The sequence below is a fragment of the Stenotrophomonas africana genome (assembly GCF_013004645.1).
In the GTDB taxonomy this organism is placed as follows: Bacteria; Pseudomonadota; Gammaproteobacteria; order Xanthomonadales; family Xanthomonadaceae; genus Stenotrophomonas; species Stenotrophomonas africana.
Genome location: NZ_JABEME010000008.1, coordinates 175,006 through 193,525, shown reverse-complemented (window position 1 = coordinate 193,525; position 18,520 = coordinate 175,006). Strand labels below are relative to the sequence as shown.

Genomic DNA, 18,520 nt, shown 5'->3' with positions numbered 1-18,520 from the left:
GTCTCTGCTCCGATGTCCGTTGATGCTCTGACTTCCTCGCTGGCCGCCCTGCAGGACGTGCTGGACTGCATGCCGGCGGTGCGCGCCATGCAGATCCAGCTCGACGGCTATGCCGACGGCGTGCTGCGCATCACCGCGCCGCTGGCCGCCAACGTCAACGACAAGGGCAACGCCTTCGGTGGCAGCTTGGCCTCGGTGCTGACCCTGTCCGGCTGGGCGCTGGTCAGCCTGCGCCTGCGCCTGGCCGGCCACGATGCCGAGGTCTACGTGGCCGACAGCAACCTGCGCTACCTGGCCCCGGTCTACGAAGACCTGCACGCCCATGCCGAAGCGGCCGAGGCCAGCGGCTGGGATGCGTTCCTGAATACCTTCCGCCAGCGCCGCAAGGCGCGCATCAGCATCATCGCCACCCAGCCCGGGGCCGATGGCAAGCCCGCCGCCGAGTTCAGCGGTCGCTTCGTTGCCTTCGCCAAAGGGTAGGATGGCAGGCTGACGTTCTGGGGAAACCACCGATGCGCCGCCTCATCCAGTTCCTGATCTGTTCCCTGCTGCTGGCCAGCGCCGTGGCCTCGGCCGACGACCTCAGCCGCAAGCAGCGCAAGCTGCTGGAAGAGACCCAGATCGCCTACGGCGCCACCATCCGCTGGGGCAGCATGGACGATGCCATCGGCTATCTCGACCCCAAGCTGCGCAAGGAAAAGCCGCCCACCGAGTTCGAGCTCAACCGCTACGCGCAGCTGCGCGTGTCGTCCTACCGCGAGCGCAGCAGCGCCTCGCTGGACGGGGGCCTGGTCGAGCGCCGCGTCGAAATCGGGGTGATCAACCAGAACACCCAGGCCGAGCGCACCGTGGTCGTGGTCGAGCGCTGGCGCTGGGACCCGGAAGCCAAGCGGTGGTGGCAGACCGCCGGCCTGCCGGACCTGTGGAAGGGGCAGTGACGGGCCGCGTCCGGCTTGTGCGACAATCGGCGCCCGCTTAATCGACCCGTGACCTGAGTGAATTACGAAGAGTTGCTGGCCTTTGCAGGCCGAAACCCGATGCTGTCCGCGGCCCTGGTCGGCCTGACCGTGGCCATCATCGTCACCGAGATCCGCCGCCTGTTCCGGGGCTTCAAGGGCATCAAGCCCGCCGAACTGACCCAGCTGATCAACGCGGGCGGCACGGTGGTGGTCGACCTGTCGGCCAGCGGTGACTTCGAGAAGGGCCACATTGCCGGCAGCCGCAATGCCCAGGCCAGTGCCTTCGGCCCGGACAACAAGCTGGTGGCCAACGCCAAGCAGTCGCCGGTGGTGCTGGTGTGCCGCAGCGGCAACGCCTCGGAAACCGCCGCCAAGGCGCTGAAGAAGGCCGGCTTCGAAAAGGTCTACGTGCTCGACGGCGGCATTCCCGCCTGGCAGCAGGCCGAGCTGCCGCTGGTCAAGGGCCGCAACTGATTGCCGCAGGTGGCGGATCCGGCCTTGTATGGGCCTGATGCCGCCCCCATCGCAGTAATTCGACCATCGTTTTCATTGCATTCACCTGGAGTTACTGGAAATGTCCGAAGAGATCACCAACGGCGCCGCTGCGCCGGTCGATGCCGCCACCGGCCCTGCTTTCACCGTCGAGAAGATCTACGTCAAGGACGTCTCCTTCGAGTCGCCGAACGCTCCGACCATCTTCAACGACCAGGTGCAGCCGGAGCTGCAGCTGAACCTGAACCAGCAGGTGCAGCGCCTGGGTGAGAACGCCTTCGAAGTCGTGCTGGCCGTGACCCTGACCTGCCAGGCCGGTGAGCGCACCGCCTATGTGGCCGAAGTGAAGCAGGCCGGCGTGTTCGGCCTGGTCGGCCTGGACCCGCAGTCGATCGACGTGCTGCTCGGCACCCAGTGCCCGAACATCCTGTTCCCGTACGTGCGCCAGCTGATCAGCGACCTGATCCAGGCCGGCGGCTTCCCGCCGTTCTTCCTGCAGCCGATCAACTTCGAAGGCCTGTACGCAGAAACCCTGCGCCAGCGCCAGGAGCAGGGCGACGCACCGTCGCTGGCTGACTCCGAGCCGGCTGGCAACGCCTGATTCCTGCCGCGACGTCACGGATGAGCACTACCGCTGACAAGATCGCCGTGCTGGGCGCCGGTTCCTGGGGAACCGCGCTGGCCAGCCTGCTCGCGCGGCACGGTCACCCGACCGTGCTGTGGGGGCGCGATGCTGCCGTGGTCGACGCCATCGACCAGCGCCACGAGAACCCGCGTTACCTGCCGGGCATCCCGCTGCCGGACAGCCTGCGTGCCACCACCGACCTGGCGTCGGCGGTGGAGGGCGCGGCCTGGATCCTGGTGGTGACCCCGTCGCATGCCTTCGGTGAAACCGTGCGTGCGCTGGCGCCGCTGCGTCCGGCCGGTGCCGGCGTGGCCTGGGCCACCAAGGGCTTCGAACCCGGTTCGGGCCGCTTCCTGCATGAAGTGGCGCGCGAAGTGCTGGGTGAGGAGGTGCCGCTGGCCGTTGTCACCGGGCCGTCGTTCGCCAAGGAAGTGACCCAGGGCCTGCCGACGGCGATCACCGTGCACGGCGACGTGCCCGAGTTCGCGCAGACGGTGGCCGAGGCGATGCACGGCCCGGCGTTCCGTGCCTACACCGGCGACGACATGGTCGGTGCCGAGCTGGGCGGTGCGATGAAGAACGTGCTGGCCGTGGCCACCGGCGTGGCCGATGGCATGCAGCTGGGCCTGAACGCCCGTGCCGGCCTGATCACCCGTGGTCTGAACGAGATGCTGCGCCTGGCCGCTGCGATCGGCGCCAAGCCGGAAACGCTGATGGGCCTGGCCGGCCTGGGCGATCTGGTGCTGACCTGCACCGGCGACCTGTCGCGCAACCGCCGCCTGGGCCTGGCCCTGGGCCGTGGCCAGACGCTGCAGGATGCCGTGCGCGAAATCGGCCAGGTGGTCGAGTCGGTGCAGACCGCCGACGAAGTGATGCGACAGGCGCGCCGTCATGGCATCGACCTGCCGATCTCCGACCGCGTGCGTGCCGTGCTGCACGGCGAGCAGACGCCGGAAGAAGGCCTGCGCGCATTGCTGGCGCGGGAACAGAAACCGGAATACCCGGACACGCTGTTCAAGTGAATCGGAAAACCCCGGCTACGTGCCGGGGTTTTTTCATCAGGGAGTACACGCGGGTGCCGGACGGGAGACAGGCTTGGGTGGGTGCCAAGCTTGCTTGGCACCATGCGCGCTGCATATCCACGCATGGCGTGGATCTACTGCAACGCCCGATCACCGCGCCCGCAGCGGCGCGCTGGTGTTGTCCATGTCCGAGAAGATCAACCACGGCCCATCGCCCACGCGCTTCAACGTGAGGGTGAACTTGCCGGTATCGACCACGTTGTTGCCGTAGCGGTAGGCACCAATGATGTAGCCCGTGTTGCCCTCCATCGAATACGCCAGGGCACGCAACCGCAACGGGCTGCTGCCCTGGCCGGCATACGCAGCCTCGATCGCACTGCGGCCGCGCACCGGCGGCTGGTTGCTCTGCAGCACAAAGCCATCCTCGGCGAACAGCGCAGCCAGTGCCTTGGCATCACCGTTGCGCCACGCCTGCTCATAGTCGCGCAGTACACGGTCCAGCGGTGCGGGCAGGGCTGCATCCGGGAGAGGCTTCGCGCCTTCTGCATCGTGGGCAATTGCTGGCGATGCCAGCAGCAGGGCACTGCAGAAGATCATGGCGAGTCGTGTGCGGCGCATGCGTCCGGCTCCAGGCGATGGCGGGAAGCTAGCAACGCATCCTAGCGCGGTGCTGGTTAGAATCACGCGGCCGTCGACTCGGCCGATGCAGCGCAGATCAGACAAGGACACGCGATGAAGATGCGAATCACAGGGATGGCGATGATGGCTGCGCTGCTGGCAGCCTGCGGGCAGGCACCGGCGCCGGATGCAGCACCGGCCGCACCGGCACCGACCACCGAAGCACCGGCCGCCGCAGCAACAGTGGTCGAAAAGGAACCGTCCATCGAAGACGGTGTGGACCCCTCGGTGTGGGACAACGAAGGCGAACCGGAAGACCCGAGCGCTGGCGGCGAACTCACCTGTGCGGACAACCCGCTGGCGACGCATTTCTTCACCCTGGTGGGTGGCAACACCGTGGACGACTGCGGCCGCAAGGACGCGAAGGTGCTGGCCGCGTTCAACACCCTGATGAAGAACACGGCGGCGGCCGAATCCGCCGACAAGGAGATTCCGTCGCTGCGCGAACGCCTGTTGAGCGGACCCAGCGGGCCTGGCGAACTGGTAGTGCTGCAGGGCGAGCCGTGGTGGTTCTACACCGCCTGCCAGGCCCACGACTGTCCCGGCACCGCGTTGGCAATGCTGTACTCGCCCGATCAGTCGAAGATGGTCGGCCGTCTTACCGCGCGCTGCCGTGTGTGGTGGCTGGGTGAGCCGACGGCGGAACAACGTGCGCAGATCGAACAGCGCCAGCCACTGCAGGATGCCGCGTTGAAGGAAGACAGCGCGCCCTGCGAGTGATGTGGCGCGCGCCGCAGCGCCGGGCCGTGCCCGGCGTTGCAGTGAGCGTTGTTCGCCGTGTCACCCTTCCGGGCGCAGGCGTGCGCTGACCTGTGCGGTCAGCGACAGACTGGCCATCATCAGGCCCTCCATCACGCGGTCGCCCACGTACTCCTCGTCGGGACCGTTCTGGCGCACGCGCTCGGCAGCCAGCAGCATTTCCAGCGCCACGCGCAGGCCGGTCAATGCGCAATCCGCGTCGGCCAGCGCCATGCGGCGGCCCGGCATCTGATGACGTTCGGGCCAGGGCTGGCCGTCGGCGGCGGCGCCCTTGCCGATGCGGTCGAGCGTGGCGATGAAACCGAGAGGATCGTGCGCGTGCGCCGCTTCCGAAGGCACGTCCGCGTTGGCGGGTACGTACTGCGTGCGTAGTCGGGAGGATTCGGGTGTGCTCATGGCAAAGGCTCCGTGCAGGACAGACGGCAGCCGCCACACAAAGGTGGCGGGCGGAGACGTGGCTCGAAAACCGGGACAGTGCGTACAAGGCCGGCAGGCACAAGGCCTCCACGCTCCGCCCACCATGACCGGCAGACGAATTGCCCGTCGGCGCCACACTGGGTGACGCCGACGGGCAGGCGCAAACAACGTACGCATTGCCACGGGTTTTCGATGCCCGGCCACCCTTTTCCGGCGGCACGTCATCTGTACCGCCGTCGCTGCGCAACGCCAATCAGACAAGTTGCAAACAGCGTTCGATCGAAGACGCTTTCGGCATTCTTGCATGCTGTTAAGTAGCCGCAGACCGAGGCGCCGCAATGGCCGCAGCGGCTTGGGCAATATGCGACACGGATCGAAGTTGATGACGTGGCGTATGGGTACCCGACCAAGCCGATGACGACAGTGCGGAGCGAAGAACGTAAATCGACATCGATGCACTCTGATCTGTCAGCGCTCTTCGCGTCTCTCGTACCAGTCTTGAGTACGATTCACGATCCGCACCACAGACAGCATGACCGGCACCTCGATCAGCACGCCCACCACGGTGGCCAGCGCCGCTCCCGACTGCACACCGAACAGCCCCACCGCTGTTGCCACCGCCAGCTCAAAGAAGTTACTGGCGCCAATCAGCGCTGAAGGGCCGGCCACGCAGTGCGCCACGCCCAAACGACGATTGAGCAGGTAGGCCAGGCCTGAAGTGAAGTAGACCTGGATCAGAATCGGCACTGCAATCAATGCAATCACCAGCGGTTGCTTCACGATCTGCTGGCCCTGGAATCCGAACAGCACCACCAGCGTCAGCAGCAGCGCGGACAGGGACAGCGGCCCCAACCGTCGAAGCGCGAGTTGCAGCCCCGCCTCGCCGCTGCGCGAAAGGATCCAGTGCCGCAGCAGTGCAGCTACCAGTACTGGCGCCACAATGTAGAGACCCACCGACAACAGCAGCGTGTCCCACGGCACGGTGATCGCCGACAGGCCCAGCAACAGCGCAACCACCGGTGCGTATGCGACCACCATGATCGCGTCGTTCAACGCCACCTGGCTCAGAGTGAAGTTGGCATCACCGCGGCACAGGTTGCTCCACACGAACACCATGGCAGTACAGGGCGCCGCTGCCAGCAGGATCAGCCCGGCGATGTAGCTGTCGATCTGTGCTGCGGGCAGCCAGTCCGCGAAGGCATGGCGCAGGAACAGCCAGCCCAGCAGCGCCATCGAAAACGGCTTGACCGCCCAGTTGATGAACAGCGTCACCCCGATGCCCTTCCAGTGCTGCTGCAACTGGCGCATTGCGCTGAAGTCGACCTTCAGCAGCATCGGGATGATCATCAACCAGATCAGCACGGCAACCGGCAGATTGACCTTGGCGATTTCGGCCGAGGCCAACTCCGCGAAAGCAGCGGGTAGGACGTGGCCCAGCAGCGTGCCGACCGCAATACAAAGCCCGACCCAGAGCGTCAGGTAGCGCTCGAACAGATTCATGGGGGCAGTCACGGCATGCGATCAGTCGGCGGCAGCTGTCCGATCCGATCCAGCGTGTGCTGCAGCGCCTCGCGGTCGGACCACAATGATTCGGGCAAGGCGAGCAATGCACGCAGGCGCGCTTTCACGATGGCATGGGCCAGCGCGAACGCCGCGGCTTTGTCGGCATCGCTGCCCGCCACGGCCGCTGGATCGGGCAGGCCCCAGTGACTGCGGATGAAGTCACCGAACACCACCGGGCAGGCCTCCGCTGCGGCTGAGTCGCATACGGTGATGACCAGATTCATGGGTGCTGCATCCACGAACTCATCCCACGACTTGCTGCGCAGCCCTTCAATGGGCATTCCTTCGGCCTGCAACTGGGCCAGCGCGAATGGATTGACCTGACCGGTGGGCTGGCTGCCCGCACTGAATGCCGTGAAGCGATCGCCGCCCCAGGCGCGCAGGGTGGCTTCAGCAAGCACGCTGCGCGCGCTGTTGCCGGTACAGAGGAACAGGACATTGCGGGTCATGGAGCAATTGCCTTGAGAGGAGAGGATCTGTGTGGGGTCAGCACTTGCAGGCAGGCGCCGTGGGCACGCATTGCTCGGTTGGCGAGCCCGCGCAGCAGTTGTGCGTCAGGTACTCGATCAAGCCGTTCATCGCATCGAAATTGGCGCGGTAGCAGACATGGCGGCCCCGGCTTTCGCTCTCCACCAGGCCGGCCTGCACCAGCTCCTTCAGGTGGAAGCTGAGCGTGGCTGGGGGCACCTGCAGGGCCGTGGCGATATCGCCTGCCATGCGACCTGCCGGGCCAGCCTCTACCAGCAGGCGGAAGGCAGCCAGGCGGGTGGCATGACCCAGCGCAGTCAGGGCGGCAATTGCATTCAACGTTTCCATATTTCTAGAATAGTCGAATAAACAAGCCCAACACAAGCTCCCACCTGCCGAATCTGGTGCACGCCTCGCTGCCCCAGCCCGATCACCACCAGCTCGCCGCGGCAGATCCGGGACCGCCACGCATCCTCCTGCTCTACGGTTCGCTTCGGCCGCAGTCGTTCAGCCGCAAGCTGGCGCTGGACGCCGGGCGATTGCTGCGTCACCTGGGGTGCGAGACCCGCGTGTTCGATCCGCATGCGCTGCCCATGCTGGACAGCGTGGACACAAGCCACCCCGAAGTGCAGCGGTTGCGTGCGTGGTCGCAGTGGTCGGAAGGCCAGGTCTGGGTCAGTCCGGAGCGGCACGGCACGGTCACCGGCGTGTTCAAGAACCAGATCGACTGGTTGCCATTGGAGAATGGCAGCGTGCGGCCCACGCAAGGCCGCACGTTGGCCGTGATGCAGGTGAGCGGCGGTTCGCAGTCGTTCAACACGGTCAACACGTTGCGCGTGCTGGGCCGGTGGATGCGCATGCTGACCATCCCCAACCAGTCGTCGGTGGCCAAAGCCTGGCAGGAATTCGATGACGAAGGGCGAATGAAGCCCTCGCCGTACTACGACCGGGTGGTGGACGTGATGGAGGAGCTGGTGAAGTTCACGCTGTTGACGCGTGGCAGGACGGATTACCTGGTGGACCGTTACAGCGAGCGGAAGGGCGATGCGCATGCCGCTGCATTGGCATGGGCCGCGGGCGCTGCAGCTTCCTGACTTCCAGTACGCAAACGCGCTCCACTACCCACTTCTACTTGCTTGCGCGCCGCGCGCCTTTCTCGTCTTCGTCCTTTGCATCCCCGCGGCTCTGCGCGAACTCCGGGAACGTCTTCGCGATCGAATCCTTGTCCGGCAGGATGTAGAACACACCGCCCTTCTCGAACGTGGACTGCACGATCTGGTCGTAGAACGCGGGCGAGACGTTGATGCAGCCGTGGGTGACGCGGTTGTCGTCCGGCGTCGGCGTTGCCAGCCGTTGGGCGCGCTTCTCTTTCGGGGTGCCTGGCGGCAGCGGGTGCATCGAGACGGCGGAATCGTAGTCCACCCACAGCACGCGCCCGGCATCGTCGGAGGGGCCGTAGCCACCAATGAAGCGGCCCGCCGGGGTGGTGCGGTCATGGCCTGGAATCGCACTCAGTGCAAGCTTGGCAACGCCCGGGGCCGAGTGATCGCCGATGGCCGAACCGAACAGTGCCGGTGCTGCACCGCGCAGCTTGCCGTCGCCACCGAAGACCAGTACCTGTGCCGCCGCCTTGTCCATGATCGCGAACGGATAGCCTTGGTTGTCCTTGCTGGCGACGACCCAGCCAGCCAGTTCAATCACCGTCTCAGACACGTTCTGGTCGGTCGGAAGCTCATCAACGGCGGCTACCGCTTGTGCGGGTGCGTCCTTGTCCTTGTCCCTGGCATTGGCTACGCCGCTGCACGCAACGACCAGTGCCATGGCCAGTGCGGCATGGAGGGCGCGGCGTGCAGGGGGGGAGGAAGTGCGAATGGGACGACTCCTTGCAATGCAATGCAATCTTGGTGGAAGGATGCCAGTGGCCGGCGAAGGCCACTGGGTCCCGATACACCCGATACAGAGGTGGATCAATTCAAACGGTGAGGGAGCGATTACCCGCGCGGCTTGCGGCCGGCAGGTGCCCTTTCAAGCTGCTGCACGCGGCCTTCGATCTGGTCCAGGCGCTGGTTGGCCTGCTGTGCGGACTGGTTGGCGGACTCCGCGCTCTGCGCGGCACCCTGCACCTTTACGTCGAGCTGATCGAGACGCGAGTTGATGGTTGCAAACTCGTTCTTGTAAGAGGCGCAGGCGCCAAGGCTGACGGTGGCGATGAGCGCTACAGCAAGTGCGCGGGCCGTCTTCATGTGTTGCGGGTTCAGGTTCATTGCACTCCCTCCTTCGTCTGGGGAAGCTGGAATATAGCGGCGTTTGTTCCCGGTGCTACCAAGCGCTTTCAGCTGGAATTTGAATACGTGGATGCACTGTGAAGTCGCTTTCTGACTCAGCATTAACAAGCGGGATCAGGCGAGCTGATGTACGCCGGCCGATCGCCTTGTGCCTGTTCAGAACAGCCAATTCATCTGTATGAAGCCGATGTCACATCGATTTCACTTCTGTGCCGTTGTCGGCAGCACCCGCCAGCAGGCATCGGCTCGCCTCACGCTCGATTGCGGGGCGCGCGCAGCACGGAATCGTTCAGTCCGCGAACGTCACGCTCTCCATGATCTTTCGAATGCCCGCTTCCGCGGCTTTGCGATTTGCGCTCAACGTCCGGGTAGAGGCGTAGCAGTACCACTCCACGCTGCAGCGCTTGACGGCCAGTACGTGCAGTCGCCGGGCGTACGGTTGGTTGCTTTCGAAAATGTTGTGCTGGAATTGCGTGGCATGGGCTTCCACGCCTGGCGCGAGTTGGTAGGCTGAGTACTTCGGCGGTCCGTAATTCTCACTGTCCCCCACCTCCTCTGAGTACGAGTAGGCAGCCCAATCCGGCAGCGAGACGACCACGCTCGTATGGACGAGATTGATCACGACTTCCAGGTTCAACACTTCGAAGCGGGTCTTGTCAGCTTCGATGATCACATGCCGCTGGTCTTCCTCGTTACTGGGATGGTCTTTTATGACCGTCCAGTTCCCGGGCACCTGCATCTTCAATCCGTCCTTCGTGTAGGTCGTGGGCGAGGCTACGTCTGGTGCGGCGGCGGGCTCGACGATGAGATCCCGCGACGCGGCAGTGACAGGCGCAAGACAGGCGACGCAGATGAGGCTGTGGAACAGGAAGGGCTTCACGGGCGATCCTCGGACGGATGGTGGCCGCGGATGATAGGGACGGTGCCAGTGAGCCGCTATTGGAAAAGTTGCAATTCGCCCTGATGCGAAGGCAATCCGGCGTAGGCGTGCTCCACGCACGCCTGCGCAGCAAGTGCGGGGGAGATCGGACCTTGAAATGCGGCCACGCAGAGTTCCCTGAACGGGAACCATATTTATACACCAGTCAGTTCAATATTCAGGGTCGATTAGACCCCCTAACGGATAATTCACACCTGTCGACCGCCTCCTCTCTCTCCCCCTCCCGGGAGGCGGCCGACGAAACCAAAATAATTAAAGGTGTGTCCCGATGAACAAGAATTCGCTGCTCGCCCTGGGTCTTCTGGCTGCCCTGCCGTTCGCTGCATCGGCAACCGATGGCCTGTCGTACAACTACGTTGAAGGCGGCTACGTGAACACCGATGCCAAGGGCGGCGACGCCGATGGCTGGAAGGTGAAGGGTTCCGTGGCGGTGCACCCGAACTTCCACATCTTCGGCGACTACAGCGCGCAGGAGACCGACAAGTTCAAGAATGACGTCGACCAGTGGCGCCTGGGTGTCGGCTACAACTATGGCATCGCACCGAACACCGACCTGGTGGCCCGTGTTGCGTACCAGAAGTACGACGAGAAGCGCGGCCTGGACTTCAACGGCTACTCCACCGAAGTGGGCGTGCGCACCGCGTTCAACCCGTACGTGGAAGGCTACGTGATGGCCGGCTACGAAGATTTCAGCAAGAAGCACGGTTACAACCCGGACGGCGAGTTCTACGGCCGTGTCGGCGCCACCGCCAAGTTCAACCAGAACTGGGGCCTGAGCGGCGAAGTGAAGCTGGCCAAGGCCGGCGACCGCGAGTGGTTCGTGGGTCCGCGCTTCACCTGGTAACAAACGCCTGTCGTTAGTGCGTGTTGTGCTGGCGTGTGACTCTCTCTCTCCCACACGCCAACCGAAGCCCGGCCTCGCGCCGGGCTTCACTTTTATGGGCCCAGTGGCGCCACAATGCGGTATGGGCGACTCTTCCTCCCTCGCAGGTACCGGCACGGCCTACCAGGAGCATCTAGCGCCTGCGCCGCTGCGCGGCCACTTTGGCCAGCTCTGGCAGAGCCAGCTTCCTGCCGATGCCGATGGGCACATCACCGTATTGCCCGATGGCTGCGTGGATATCCTCTGGCGCGACGGTGCGTTGTTCGTGGTCGGCCCGGACCGCGTGGCCGCGCACCCGGCGCTGGCACCCGGTGCACAGGTGCTGGGCGCACGCTTCCGTCCCGGCCAGGCATTGGCCGCGCTGGGCCTGCCCTTGGCCGGGATCATCGGCCAGGCCGTGCCACTGGCTGATCTGAAGGGCACGTGGGTGAACAAGGCGGCGGCCTCCATCGGCGACACCGCGCCTGCACTGCGCCTGCAGCGGATGGCGCACTGCCTGCGGCAGCATATGGGTGCGTCCGCGCTCGATACGTCGGCGCAGCGTGCACATGTCCTGTTCCGGGCGCTCGCCGCGGGTGACGCCACGCTGGATACGCTGGCGGCGCACTTGAGCCTGAGCCCGCGCAGCCTGCGACGTTTCAGCCAGTTGCAGTTCGGCTACGGCGCCAAGACGCTGGAGCGGATCCTGCGCCTGCAACGCTTCCTGCGCCACGGCCGTGCGCTGCCGCAGCACTCGCTGGCGATGCTGGCCGCAGAGGCCGGCTATGCCGACCAGGCCCATCTCAGCCGCGAGGCGCGCGAGCTTGCCAGCATGACCGCACGCGAACTGCGCCTGGAATGGGGCCAATGATGGCCGTTTCGTTCAAGACCGCGGTGCCGCGCTGATTGAAGCTGGGCTCCCACCCAGGAGCCACGCCATGAGCCATACCGCGCCCCACGATGCCGAACGCCGCATCGACAACATCGAATTCAACGTCGCCGACATTGCCCGCAGCAAACGCTTCTACGGCGAGGTGTTCGGCTGGCATTTCACCGACTACGGCACGGCCTACACCGAGTTCGACGACGGCCGTCTGAAAGGTGGCTTCGTGGCCGACGCGCCGGTGCGTGCCCACGGGGGGCCGCTGGTGATCCTCTACTGCGCGGACCTGGCCGATGCACAGCAGCGTGTAATCGCTGCCGGTGGCGAAGTCGTACAGGCGGTGTTCGCGTTCCCCGGTGGCCGCCGCTTCCACTTCCGTGATCTGGACGGCTACGAACTGGCGGTCTGGAGTGATGCGACCTGAACCTGCTGATACCCGCCGCGGAACATGCATACTGGGCCGAGCCAGGCAGAGTCCAGCGCATGCTGATCCCCATTTCCGCGTATGTGCAGCAGGCCGACGGCAATACCGTGCAGGTGGTGGTGCTGGACGCAGACGCGCGTGCGGCGTTGCAGGCACTCGGCATGGCGGGGCAGGCGGCGACATTGTGCGCCGAAGTGGGCGACGACATCGGCAAAGCCCGCTTGTTCGCTGCCCTGCGTGACCGGGGCGTAGCGTTCTTGGCCGGTCGCGAATGGAGCCCGGCCGAGGTGTTTGCCTGGCTTCGCGACCGCGGTCTGCTCGAAGGTCCGTATCTGCGCATCGCCTGGACCGGTCCGCAGTACTACGTCTGCAGCGACCCGTGATGCGTCCAGGCTGATACGGCCCTAGCGGACCGGCTTGCGATACGCCTCCGACAGCGTGGCTTTGTACTGCGCCAGCGGTTGCAGCCCCATGGCCTGGCGCCGTGCGTCCAGTCCGTCCATGTCTTCGGTGGGCCGCAGCTCCATCGTGCCGTCGCCGGCGGTGGTGAACTGGCTGCCGTAACGCTGCGGCTTGCCCTGCGCGAGCAGTACGCGATCGGTCAGCAACGCCAGATCGGGAAGATCGGCCTCGCCGGCCTTCGCCGCATGTTCGATCAGCGGCAGTACCTGTGCCTGGAACGCGGGATTGTGATCGGCGTGCTGGACGATCAGCCAGGCCGCCTTGGCCCCGTCATGGCCGACCCGCGAATAGGTCGGCCAGCCCTTGTCGGCAATCATGGTCTTCAACCAATCGGCATTGGCCTGGGCCACCGGTGCTACGCCTTTGAACGCATTGCCACCCCCCGCGTCGATAGCCACATGCTGGGCGGCCTGGTCACGTGCGGCGCGCTCCAGCAGCTCTTTGCGCAACGGGGCGTCCAGCTGCGCGAGGCGTTGCTGCTCGGCGGCTTCCACGCGCCGCTGCATGTCCGGCCACGCCGGATCGGCGCGCAGGGCGTTCAGGCCCGGCCGATCCTTGTGCAGCAGATCATCGAATGACAGGCGCCCGCGGGGCAGCAGTTGGTTCACGTAGTCCATTGCCTGGCTGCGGTCGCCGGCAGCGGCCGTGCATTCCACCAGCAGCAGCTCGCCGCCGTCGGGGAAGCGGCCACCACGCTGCAACAGCTCGCCGAGCAGTCGCGCGCATCCGCTGAAGTCATCGGCGCCGTAGCGATCGAGGGCGGTGAAGAAGGGATCCTCGGCAGCGGCGTGCGCGCCAAGCGGTGTTCCCAACGCCAGAGCGAGGGCCACGGTTGTGGCGGATGCGCGCAGCCACTGCATCGATGTATGGGACATCAGCGTCTTCCTCCGTGAAGTGCAGGGATGGCCACGTGCTGCCGGCCTCATGGCGCAGGCTAGCAGTGTCATGGCGCTGTCTCAAACGCACGCGGCATCCGCCGCGACCTGAGAACCGCTCCGTCGCCGATCAGGAGCTTCGGCTATGATCGCCCGCACATCGCCACGCGCGATGCGCCCGCCTCAAGCCAGCAGGAACCGCCGTGAACTCCCAGCCCGCACCGATCACCGCCCTCAACCACACGCTCGACAACGAGCCGCAGCAGATCACCGCGCCACTGACCCATTCGGCGGCGTTCCTGGTGCTGAAGGTGAAGGACGACGAGGCGTCGATCGCCAAGGCGCGCGAGGTGCTGGCCAGCACCGATGATCTGATCAAGAACACCGCCATCCGCGAGATCGAGCGCACCTTCACCTGCAACGTGGCCATTGGCTACCGCGTTTGGAAGCCGCTGGTGGGCACCACGCCGCCGCGTGAGCTGCAGCCGTTCCGCGAGATCAAGGGCGCGACCCACACCGCCGTGTCCACACCCGGCGACCTGCTGTATCACATCCGCGCACGCACCATGGACCTGATCGTGGCATTCGAGCGCAACCTGCTGATGGCCTTCGGCGATGCGGTGGAGACGGTCGATGACGTGGCCGGCTTCCGTTATTTCGATGGCCGCGACCTGCTCGATTTCGTCGATGGCACCGCCAACCCGGAAGGGCTGTCGCTGCCGGAAGCCACGATCGTGGGTGAGGAAGACCCGGAGCATGCCGGCGGCAGCTACGTGGTGGTGCAGAAGTACCTGCACAACCTCGACGCGTGGCGCGCGCAGAAGACCGAGGCGCAGGAAGCGATCATCGGCCGCACCAAGCACGACAACATCGAGCTGGATGATGCGCCGGCCGATGCGCAGAAGTCGCACAAGACGCTGTGCACCATCGAGGATGCCGACGGCGAGCACGAGATCCTGCGCGACAACATGCCGTTCGCCAACCCGGGCCGCGGCGAGTACGGCACCTACTTCATCGGCTACACGCGCCGCCTGTGGGTGATCGAGAAGATGCTCGAGCGTATGTTCATCGGCAATCCCGCGCCACTGCACGACCGCATCCTCGATTTCTCCACCGCCACCACCGGCGTGACCTTCTTCGCGCCCTCACGCAAAGTGCTGGCCGATCTGGGCGATTGATCGCGCCTCTCGTCCTTGCGCATGCTACTGGCCGCTCTGTTCCAGTAGATCCACGCCATGCTCGGATGGCGCACACGTTGCCCGTAGCAGCCACGCATGGCGTGGCTCTACTGTGCCGCCATCTGCCTGTCATCTACCGCGCCGACCATGTCGTGCTGGATGGGAGTGCAGGAGGCGGGCGATGACCATGACCGGAAACAGGAGCGGCGCACGCCGCGGGTGGAAGCGGCTGGCCGCGTTGTTCGGTGCGCTGGCACTGGGGAGCGCCGCGGTGTCCGCGCAGGAAGCCCCTGCGCACTGGATGGCCTACGCCGCCGCCGTGGGTGGTCAGCTGCAGCAGCGCCTGCAGCAGGAGCAGGACCCGCAGGCGCAGCGCGTGCTGGAATGGCTGCAGGCACATCCGGATGCGCCGACGCCGTTGCCGGTGAGCGTGTGGATCGCGGCGGATGGCCGCATCTCGAAGCTGGAATTCGACAGCCTGGGTGATGCCCAGGTCGACGCCGACCTGCGCGCGACGCTGCAGGCCGCGCCGTTGCAGGCGGCCCTACCGGCCGACATGCGCCAGCCGCTGCGGCTGGGTTTGGCCCTGACCCCGTAGCTCCACGCCATGCGTGGATGGCGCGCCGATTGCCCCTAACAGCCACGCATGGCGTGGCTCTACCGGGTTGCCACCTGCGGTTCACGCGCGGCGGCGCTCCATGCGCGCAGGCCGAATACGGCCAGGCCGAGGAAGAACACGTACAGCGCGGCGGTCACGTGCAGCGACTTGAACAGGTACGCACCCACATAGACCACGTCCACCGCGATCCACACCCACCAGCAGGCCACGTGGCGGCGCGCCTGCCACCACTGGCCGACCAGGCTCAGCGCGGTCAGCATCGCGTCCAACCAGGGCAGTGCGGCATCAGTGAAGGTGTGCATGGCCGCACCCAGCGCGACGCCGCCACACAGGCCGATGGCCAGGTCGCGCAGCAGCTTGCCGCGCGCCAGCGGCACGATGCGGATGCTGCCTTCATCGGCGGCGTGCTGCCGCCAGTTGAGCCAGCCATAGACCAGGAAGCCGCCGAAGGCGACCTGCAGCAGGGTGTCCGAGTACAGCTTGGCCTCGGCGAACACCAGACCGTACAGCGTCACCGACAGCAGGCCCACCGGCCACGCTGCCAGCCGGCGCCGGGCCATCAGCCAGACGCCGAGGATGCTGCACAGCGCGGCGGTCCACTCCAGCATCACGCCGCTCACAGCGCGAACGTCACCGACAGGCGGGCCTGTCGCGGTGCACCGGGGAACAGGTAGTAGTCACCACCGCTGCTGCCGGTATCGCGCCAGTAGAAGCGGTTGAACACGTTGTCTACCGACAGGTTCCAGGTCACTGCGCGCTCATGCAGGCGATGCTGGAAACGCAGGCCGGCATCGAACACCGAGTAGTCCGGTGCGCGCACCCCACCGTCGGCGCGGGCGACATTGGCACCGGCATAGCGCCAGCCACCGGTCACATCCAGGCCCTGCACGAACGGCAGCGCGTAGGCCACGTGCACGCCGGCACGCACCTTCGGCACGTTCACCAGCTGATGGCTTTCATAGGCCGGCGTGCCGGTGTCGCGCGCGCGCGCCTGCAGTACGCTGGCGCTGGCCACGATCTGCAGCGCATCGGTCAGCTGGCCGTTGGCGGTCAGCTCCAGGCCGGTGTGGGTCTGCGTGCCTTCTTCGATGAAGGTGTAGCCGACGTCGCTGTTGTCCGGCTTGGCGTACTGGTACGGCTGCGAAATGCGGAACACCGCCGCGCCCAGCGTCAGCGCCTCGACCGGCACGTATTTCACGCCTACTTCCAGCTGCCGCGACTGCACCGATGGCAGGAAGGTGTCGGCATTGCTGGTCCAGAACGGCGCTTCCTGGCCCAGCGAAATGCCGCGCACGTAGCTGGCATAGGCATTGAGCTGGTCGGTGGCCTTCCACACCACCGCGGTCTGCGGCAGGAAGCGCGACAGGCGGCTGTGCCGCTGCGGGGTGCCACGCTTGTCGTAGGCGCGCTCGTCGAGGCGCACGAAGCGGCCACCCGCCAGCCACTGCCAGTCATCGCCGAAGCTCATCCGGTCCAGCGCGAAGAACGCGGTCTGGCGGCTGTCCAGGCGACGTGCGGACGGGCCCGGCATCTTCGGCGACGGCGCGAACACCGGCACCGGTGCGTCGTGGATGTTGGTGGTGCCAACGTACTCGTTGACGCTCGGGCGCCTGTCCACGGTGCGGCGGAAGTAGTCGGCGCCGAGGGTCAGCTCATGGCCGACGCTGCCGGTCTCGAAGCGGCCACGCAGTTCGGCACGGGCCTGCTGGTTGCGGCGGGTATCGTCCGGGCTGCGGTAGTCGTAGACGTCGTAGTCGCCGTTGGGCGCGAAGTAGTTGCCCGGCACGCTGCCATCGGCGCACTGCACGGCGTAGTAGCAGCCGTAGGCGAAGGCGACGTTGTCATCGATCACCGAGCGGCTGTGGCCGACCGAGACGCGCGACTGCCAGGCCTCGTTGAAGTCGTAGGTGTGCAGGGCGGTGATGTTGGTGCTGGCGATATCCACCGGCCGCTGCCACGGCTGGTAGCCGAGCAGGTGCTCGCGGTCGACGCCGCGCGGCAGGTCGCGTGCGCCCAGCAGCTGGTAACCGGACACCGAACGCTGCGAGCTGGTCTGGTAGTTGGCATCCACCTCCAGCTTGCCGCGCTCGCCGATCAGCCAGTCGGCGGCGAGCGAATAGAAATTGCGGCGGCCATCGGCGTGCTCGACATAGGAATTGCTGGAGTCCCATGCGGCATTCAGGCGCAGGCCGAAACGCGGGGTGATCCAGTGGCCGACATCGACGGCGACGTAGCGCGAGCCTTCCGAGTCGGTACCGAGCGTGGCGGTGCGCACTTCGGCCGGGCGCTTGCCGATGTAGTTGATGATGCCGCCCGGCGCCATCACGCCTGCGGCCAGGCCGGCTTCACCCTTGAGGATCTCAACCGACTGCACGTTCTCCAGCGCCAGGCGCTGTTCGCCGGCGATGGACAGGCCGTTGAAGCGATAGCCGGTGGCGGCGTCAAGGGCGAAGCCACGGATGGCGATGTTCTGGTAGTAGCCCACCGGTGCATACGCATCACCCAGCGAGGCATCGTTGCTGGCCAGCTCGGACAATGAACGCACCTGACGACGGTCGAGGTAATCGCGCTCGAGCACGTTCACCGAGGCCGGCGTGTCCTTCCAGCTGCCGCCACCGAAGGCGTTTACGCGCGAGGTATCGGCCTTCGGTTTGCCGGCCTGCACGCGCACCGCCGCCAGCTCGGTGGGCGAGCGCTCGGCGCCGGTGGCAGCCACATCAGGGGACGCCTCGGCCTCGCGGGCATGCAGCGGCAAGGCGGCGCAGAGGGCGAGGGAGAGCAGGGTGGGGCGCAGGCAGCGGTTCATTCGGTTCGTCTTCGGACAACAAGGGAGACGAAGCGACGGCGCGCAGGTGCACCGGCCCATGACGGGGGTGTGGCTGCGGCTCAAAGCTCCCTACGCCGGTGCAAACCGGATCAGGTTCCAAGGGACTCTCTCAGCCTGGCAGATCCAGGCACCCCCGCTTCAGGTGACCATTTCACTACAAATGGTACGGATTTGCGAGTCGG

The 18,520-nt window shown here is 66.0% G+C and carries 24 protein-coding genes and 1 riboswitch; of the genes, 13 read left to right on the top strand and 11 right to left on the bottom strand.

The genetic code is table 11. From position 1 onward, the window contains the following. The first annotated feature begins 12 nt into the window (after positions 1-12). The 5 genes from HLA98_RS15225 to HLA98_RS15205 all read left to right on the top strand — a co-directional run bounded on the left by HLA98_RS15225 (position 13) and on the right by HLA98_RS15205 (position 3,098). Positions 13-480, top strand: a complete 468-nt coding sequence (locus HLA98_RS15225) for a YiiD C-terminal domain-containing protein (protein WP_008266702.1) — start codon at positions 13-15, stop codon at positions 478-480. A 32-nt stretch (positions 481-512) separates the two neighbouring features. Then, positions 513-938, top strand: a complete 426-nt coding sequence (locus HLA98_RS15220; RefSeq protein ID WP_014035526.1) for a hypothetical protein — start codon at positions 513-515, stop codon at positions 936-938. Positions 939-995: 57 nt separating this feature from the next. Continuing rightward, positions 996-1,433 (top strand): rhodanese-like domain-containing protein, encoded by a 438-nt coding sequence (locus HLA98_RS15215; protein ID WP_004134671.1) that lies wholly within the window; start codon positions 996-998, stop codon positions 1,431-1,433. Positions 1,434-1,533: 100 nt separating this feature from the next. Then, positions 1,534-2,052 (top strand): protein-export chaperone SecB, encoded by a 519-nt coding sequence (gene secB, locus HLA98_RS15210; protein ID WP_005407596.1) that lies wholly within the window; start codon positions 1,534-1,536, stop codon positions 2,050-2,052. A 20-nt stretch (positions 2,053-2,072) separates the two neighbouring features. Further along, the gene (locus tag HLA98_RS15205) at positions 2,073-3,098 is read left to right on the top strand and encodes an NAD(P)H-dependent glycerol-3-phosphate dehydrogenase (protein WP_057501321.1); all 1,026 of its coding nucleotides are present in this window, start codon (positions 2,073-2,075) and stop codon (positions 3,096-3,098) included. A 150-nt stretch (positions 3,099-3,248) separates the two neighbouring features. Here the strand turns inward: HLA98_RS15205 and HLA98_RS15200 are convergent, their stop codons facing one another. Further along, positions 3,249-3,695 (bottom strand): YybH family protein, encoded by a 447-nt coding sequence (locus tag HLA98_RS15200; RefSeq protein WP_057501320.1) that lies wholly within the window; start codon positions 3,693-3,695, stop codon positions 3,249-3,251. A gap of 135 nt (positions 3,696-3,830) precedes the next feature. Between HLA98_RS15200 and HLA98_RS15195 the strand changes: the two genes are divergently transcribed. Further along, on the top strand, positions 3,831-4,496 hold the full coding sequence (locus tag HLA98_RS15195) for an Ivy family c-type lysozyme inhibitor (RefSeq protein ID WP_057501319.1): 666 nt from the start codon (positions 3,831-3,833) through the stop codon (positions 4,494-4,496). 60 nt (positions 4,497-4,556) lie between these two features. Here HLA98_RS15195 and HLA98_RS15190 read toward each other — a convergent pair whose 3' ends face one another. From HLA98_RS15190 to HLA98_RS15175, 4 genes are all read right to left on the bottom strand, one after another. Next, complete coding sequence (locus tag HLA98_RS15190; RefSeq protein WP_057501318.1) at positions 4,557-4,931, bottom strand: hypothetical protein; 375 nt, start codon at positions 4,929-4,931, stop codon at positions 4,557-4,559. A gap of 489 nt (positions 4,932-5,420) precedes the next feature. After that, the gene (gene arsB, locus HLA98_RS15185) at positions 5,421-6,452 is read right to left on the bottom strand and encodes an ACR3 family arsenite efflux transporter (RefSeq protein ID WP_057501317.1); all 1,032 of its coding nucleotides are present in this window, start codon (positions 6,450-6,452) and stop codon (positions 5,421-5,423) included. An 8-nt stretch (positions 6,453-6,460) separates the two neighbouring features. Continuing rightward, the gene (locus HLA98_RS15180) at positions 6,461-6,964 is read right to left on the bottom strand and encodes an arsenate reductase ArsC (protein ID WP_057501316.1); all 504 of its coding nucleotides are present in this window, start codon (positions 6,962-6,964) and stop codon (positions 6,461-6,463) included. Positions 6,965-7,001: 37 nt separating this feature from the next. Beyond that, positions 7,002-7,331 carry an ArsR/SmtB family transcription factor gene (locus HLA98_RS15175; RefSeq protein WP_057501315.1) on the bottom strand — a complete coding sequence of 110 codons (330 nt, stop codon included), beginning with the start codon at positions 7,329-7,331 and terminating at the stop codon, positions 7,002-7,004. A 17-nt stretch (positions 7,332-7,348) separates the two neighbouring features. On the opposite strand from HLA98_RS15175, the gene arsH reads away from it, so the two are divergent. Continuing rightward, positions 7,349-8,077, top strand: coding sequence for an arsenical resistance protein ArsH (gene arsH, locus HLA98_RS15170; protein ID WP_057501314.1), 729 nt, complete (start codon positions 7,349-7,351; stop codon positions 8,075-8,077). A 34-nt stretch (positions 8,078-8,111) separates the two neighbouring features. Here the strand turns inward: arsH and HLA98_RS15165 are convergent, their stop codons facing one another. The 3 genes from HLA98_RS15165 to HLA98_RS15155 form a co-directional block, all read right to left on the bottom strand. Further along, positions 8,112-8,804 (bottom strand): L,D-transpeptidase family protein, encoded by a 693-nt coding sequence (locus HLA98_RS15165; RefSeq protein WP_057501313.1) that lies wholly within the window; start codon positions 8,802-8,804, stop codon positions 8,112-8,114. Between the two features lie 170 nt (positions 8,805-8,974). After that, a complete protein-coding gene (locus tag HLA98_RS15160; protein ID WP_010487149.1) occupies positions 8,975-9,247 on the bottom strand; it encodes a hypothetical protein in 273 nt (90 codons plus the stop codon). Between the two features lie 310 nt (positions 9,248-9,557). Beyond that, a complete protein-coding gene (locus HLA98_RS15155; protein ID WP_057501312.1) occupies positions 9,558-10,148 on the bottom strand; it encodes a hypothetical protein in 591 nt (196 codons plus the stop codon). A gap of 328 nt (positions 10,149-10,476) precedes the next feature. On the opposite strand from HLA98_RS15155, the gene HLA98_RS15150 reads away from it, so the two are divergent. From HLA98_RS15150 to HLA98_RS15135, 4 genes are all read left to right on the top strand, one after another. After that, a complete protein-coding gene (locus HLA98_RS15150; protein WP_004153562.1) occupies positions 10,477-11,052 on the top strand; it encodes an OmpO family porin in 576 nt (191 codons plus the stop codon). Positions 11,053-11,173: 121 nt separating this feature from the next. Next, the gene (locus HLA98_RS15145) at positions 11,174-11,941 is read left to right on the top strand and encodes a helix-turn-helix transcriptional regulator (protein WP_057501311.1); all 768 of its coding nucleotides are present in this window, start codon (positions 11,174-11,176) and stop codon (positions 11,939-11,941) included. Between the two features lie 67 nt (positions 11,942-12,008). Beyond that, the gene (locus HLA98_RS15140; protein WP_057501310.1) at positions 12,009-12,377 is read left to right on the top strand and encodes a VOC family protein; all 369 of its coding nucleotides are present in this window, start codon (positions 12,009-12,011) and stop codon (positions 12,375-12,377) included. A 59-nt stretch (positions 12,378-12,436) separates the two neighbouring features. Continuing rightward, a complete protein-coding gene (locus HLA98_RS15135; RefSeq protein WP_057501309.1) occupies positions 12,437-12,760 on the top strand; it encodes a hypothetical protein in 324 nt (107 codons plus the stop codon). 21 nt (positions 12,761-12,781) lie between these two features. On the opposite strand, the gene HLA98_RS15130 is transcribed toward HLA98_RS15135, so the two are convergent. Further along, a complete protein-coding gene (locus HLA98_RS15130; RefSeq protein ID WP_057501308.1) occupies positions 12,782-13,714 on the bottom strand; it encodes a DUF6624 domain-containing protein in 933 nt (310 codons plus the stop codon). Positions 13,715-13,917: 203 nt separating this feature from the next. Here HLA98_RS15130 and HLA98_RS15125 point away from each other — a divergent pair, with 203 nt between their 5' ends. Both HLA98_RS15125 and HLA98_RS15120 read left to right on the top strand, forming a co-directional pair. Beyond that, positions 13,918-14,892 carry a Dyp-type peroxidase gene (locus tag HLA98_RS15125; protein ID WP_057501307.1) on the top strand — a complete coding sequence of 325 codons (975 nt, stop codon included), beginning with the start codon at positions 13,918-13,920 and terminating at the stop codon, positions 14,890-14,892. A gap of 181 nt (positions 14,893-15,073) precedes the next feature. Beyond that, positions 15,074-15,490 (top strand): hypothetical protein, encoded by a 417-nt coding sequence (locus HLA98_RS15120; RefSeq protein ID WP_057501306.1) that lies wholly within the window; start codon positions 15,074-15,076, stop codon positions 15,488-15,490. Positions 15,491-15,549: 59 nt separating this feature from the next. Here the strand turns inward: HLA98_RS15120 and pnuC are convergent, their stop codons facing one another. Further along, positions 15,550-16,119, bottom strand: a complete 570-nt coding sequence (pnuC, locus tag HLA98_RS15115) for a nicotinamide riboside transporter PnuC (RefSeq protein WP_057501345.1) — start codon at positions 16,117-16,119, stop codon at positions 15,550-15,552. A gap of 8 nt (positions 16,120-16,127) precedes the next feature. Beyond that, entirely contained in the window at positions 16,128-18,317 is a 2,190-nt protein-coding gene (locus HLA98_RS15110) for a TonB-dependent receptor (protein WP_057501305.1), read from the bottom strand. Positions 18,318-18,387: 70 nt separating this feature from the next. After that, positions 18,388-18,483: riboswitch (TPP riboswitch) on the bottom strand. Between the last annotated feature and the right edge of the window lie 37 nt (positions 18,484-18,520).

Excerpts from the sequence above, each read along its gene's own strand:
- HLA98_RS15225 (WP_008266702.1), top strand. The coding sequence starts at position 13 with ATGTCCGTTGATGCTCTGACTTCCTCGCTGGCCGCCCTGCAGGACGTG.
- HLA98_RS15220 (WP_014035526.1), top strand. The coding sequence starts at position 513 with ATGCGCCGCCTCATCCAGTTCCTGATCTGTTCCCTGCTGCTGGCCAGC.
- secB (WP_005407596.1), top strand. The coding sequence starts at position 1,534 with ATGTCCGAAGAGATCACCAACGGCGCCGCTGCGCCGGTCGATGCCGCC.
- HLA98_RS15205 (WP_057501321.1), top strand. The coding sequence starts at position 2,073 with ATGAGCACTACCGCTGACAAGATCGCCGTGCTGGGCGCCGGTTCCTGG.
- HLA98_RS15200 (WP_057501320.1), bottom strand. The coding sequence starts at position 3,695 with ATGATCTTCTGCAGTGCCCTGCTGCTGGCATCGCCAGCAATTGCCCAC.
- HLA98_RS15195 (WP_057501319.1), top strand. The coding sequence starts at position 3,831 with ATGAAGATGCGAATCACAGGGATGGCGATGATGGCTGCGCTGCTGGCA.
- HLA98_RS15190 (WP_057501318.1), bottom strand. The coding sequence starts at position 4,931 with ATGAGCACACCCGAATCCTCCCGACTACGCACGCAGTACGTACCCGCC.
- arsB (WP_057501317.1), bottom strand. The coding sequence starts at position 6,452 with ATGAATCTGTTCGAGCGCTACCTGACGCTCTGGGTCGGGCTTTGTATT.
- HLA98_RS15180 (WP_057501316.1), bottom strand. The coding sequence starts at position 6,964 with ATGACCCGCAATGTCCTGTTCCTCTGTACCGGCAACAGCGCGCGCAGC.
- HLA98_RS15175 (WP_057501315.1), bottom strand. The coding sequence starts at position 7,331 with ATGGAAACGTTGAATGCAATTGCCGCCCTGACTGCGCTGGGTCATGCC.
- HLA98_RS15165 (WP_057501313.1), bottom strand. The coding sequence starts at position 8,804 with ATGGCACTGGTCGTTGCGTGCAGCGGCGTAGCCAATGCCAGGGACAAG.
- HLA98_RS15160 (WP_010487149.1), bottom strand. The coding sequence starts at position 9,247 with ATGAACCTGAACCCGCAACACATGAAGACGGCCCGCGCACTTGCTGTA.
- HLA98_RS15150 (WP_004153562.1), top strand. The coding sequence starts at position 10,477 with ATGAACAAGAATTCGCTGCTCGCCCTGGGTCTTCTGGCTGCCCTGCCG.
- HLA98_RS15145 (WP_057501311.1), top strand. The coding sequence starts at position 11,174 with ATGGGCGACTCTTCCTCCCTCGCAGGTACCGGCACGGCCTACCAGGAG.
- HLA98_RS15140 (WP_057501310.1), top strand. The coding sequence starts at position 12,009 with ATGAGCCATACCGCGCCCCACGATGCCGAACGCCGCATCGACAACATC.
- HLA98_RS15135 (WP_057501309.1), top strand. The coding sequence starts at position 12,437 with ATGCTGATCCCCATTTCCGCGTATGTGCAGCAGGCCGACGGCAATACC.
- HLA98_RS15130 (WP_057501308.1), bottom strand. The coding sequence starts at position 13,714 with ATGTCCCATACATCGATGCAGTGGCTGCGCGCATCCGCCACAACCGTG.
- HLA98_RS15120 (WP_057501306.1), top strand. The coding sequence starts at position 15,074 with ATGACCATGACCGGAAACAGGAGCGGCGCACGCCGCGGGTGGAAGCGG.
- pnuC (WP_057501345.1), bottom strand. The coding sequence starts at position 16,119 with ATGCTGGAGTGGACCGCCGCGCTGTGCAGCATCCTCGGCGTCTGGCTG.
- HLA98_RS15110 (WP_057501305.1), bottom strand. The coding sequence starts at position 18,317 with ATGAACCGCTGCCTGCGCCCCACCCTGCTCTCCCTCGCCCTCTGCGCC.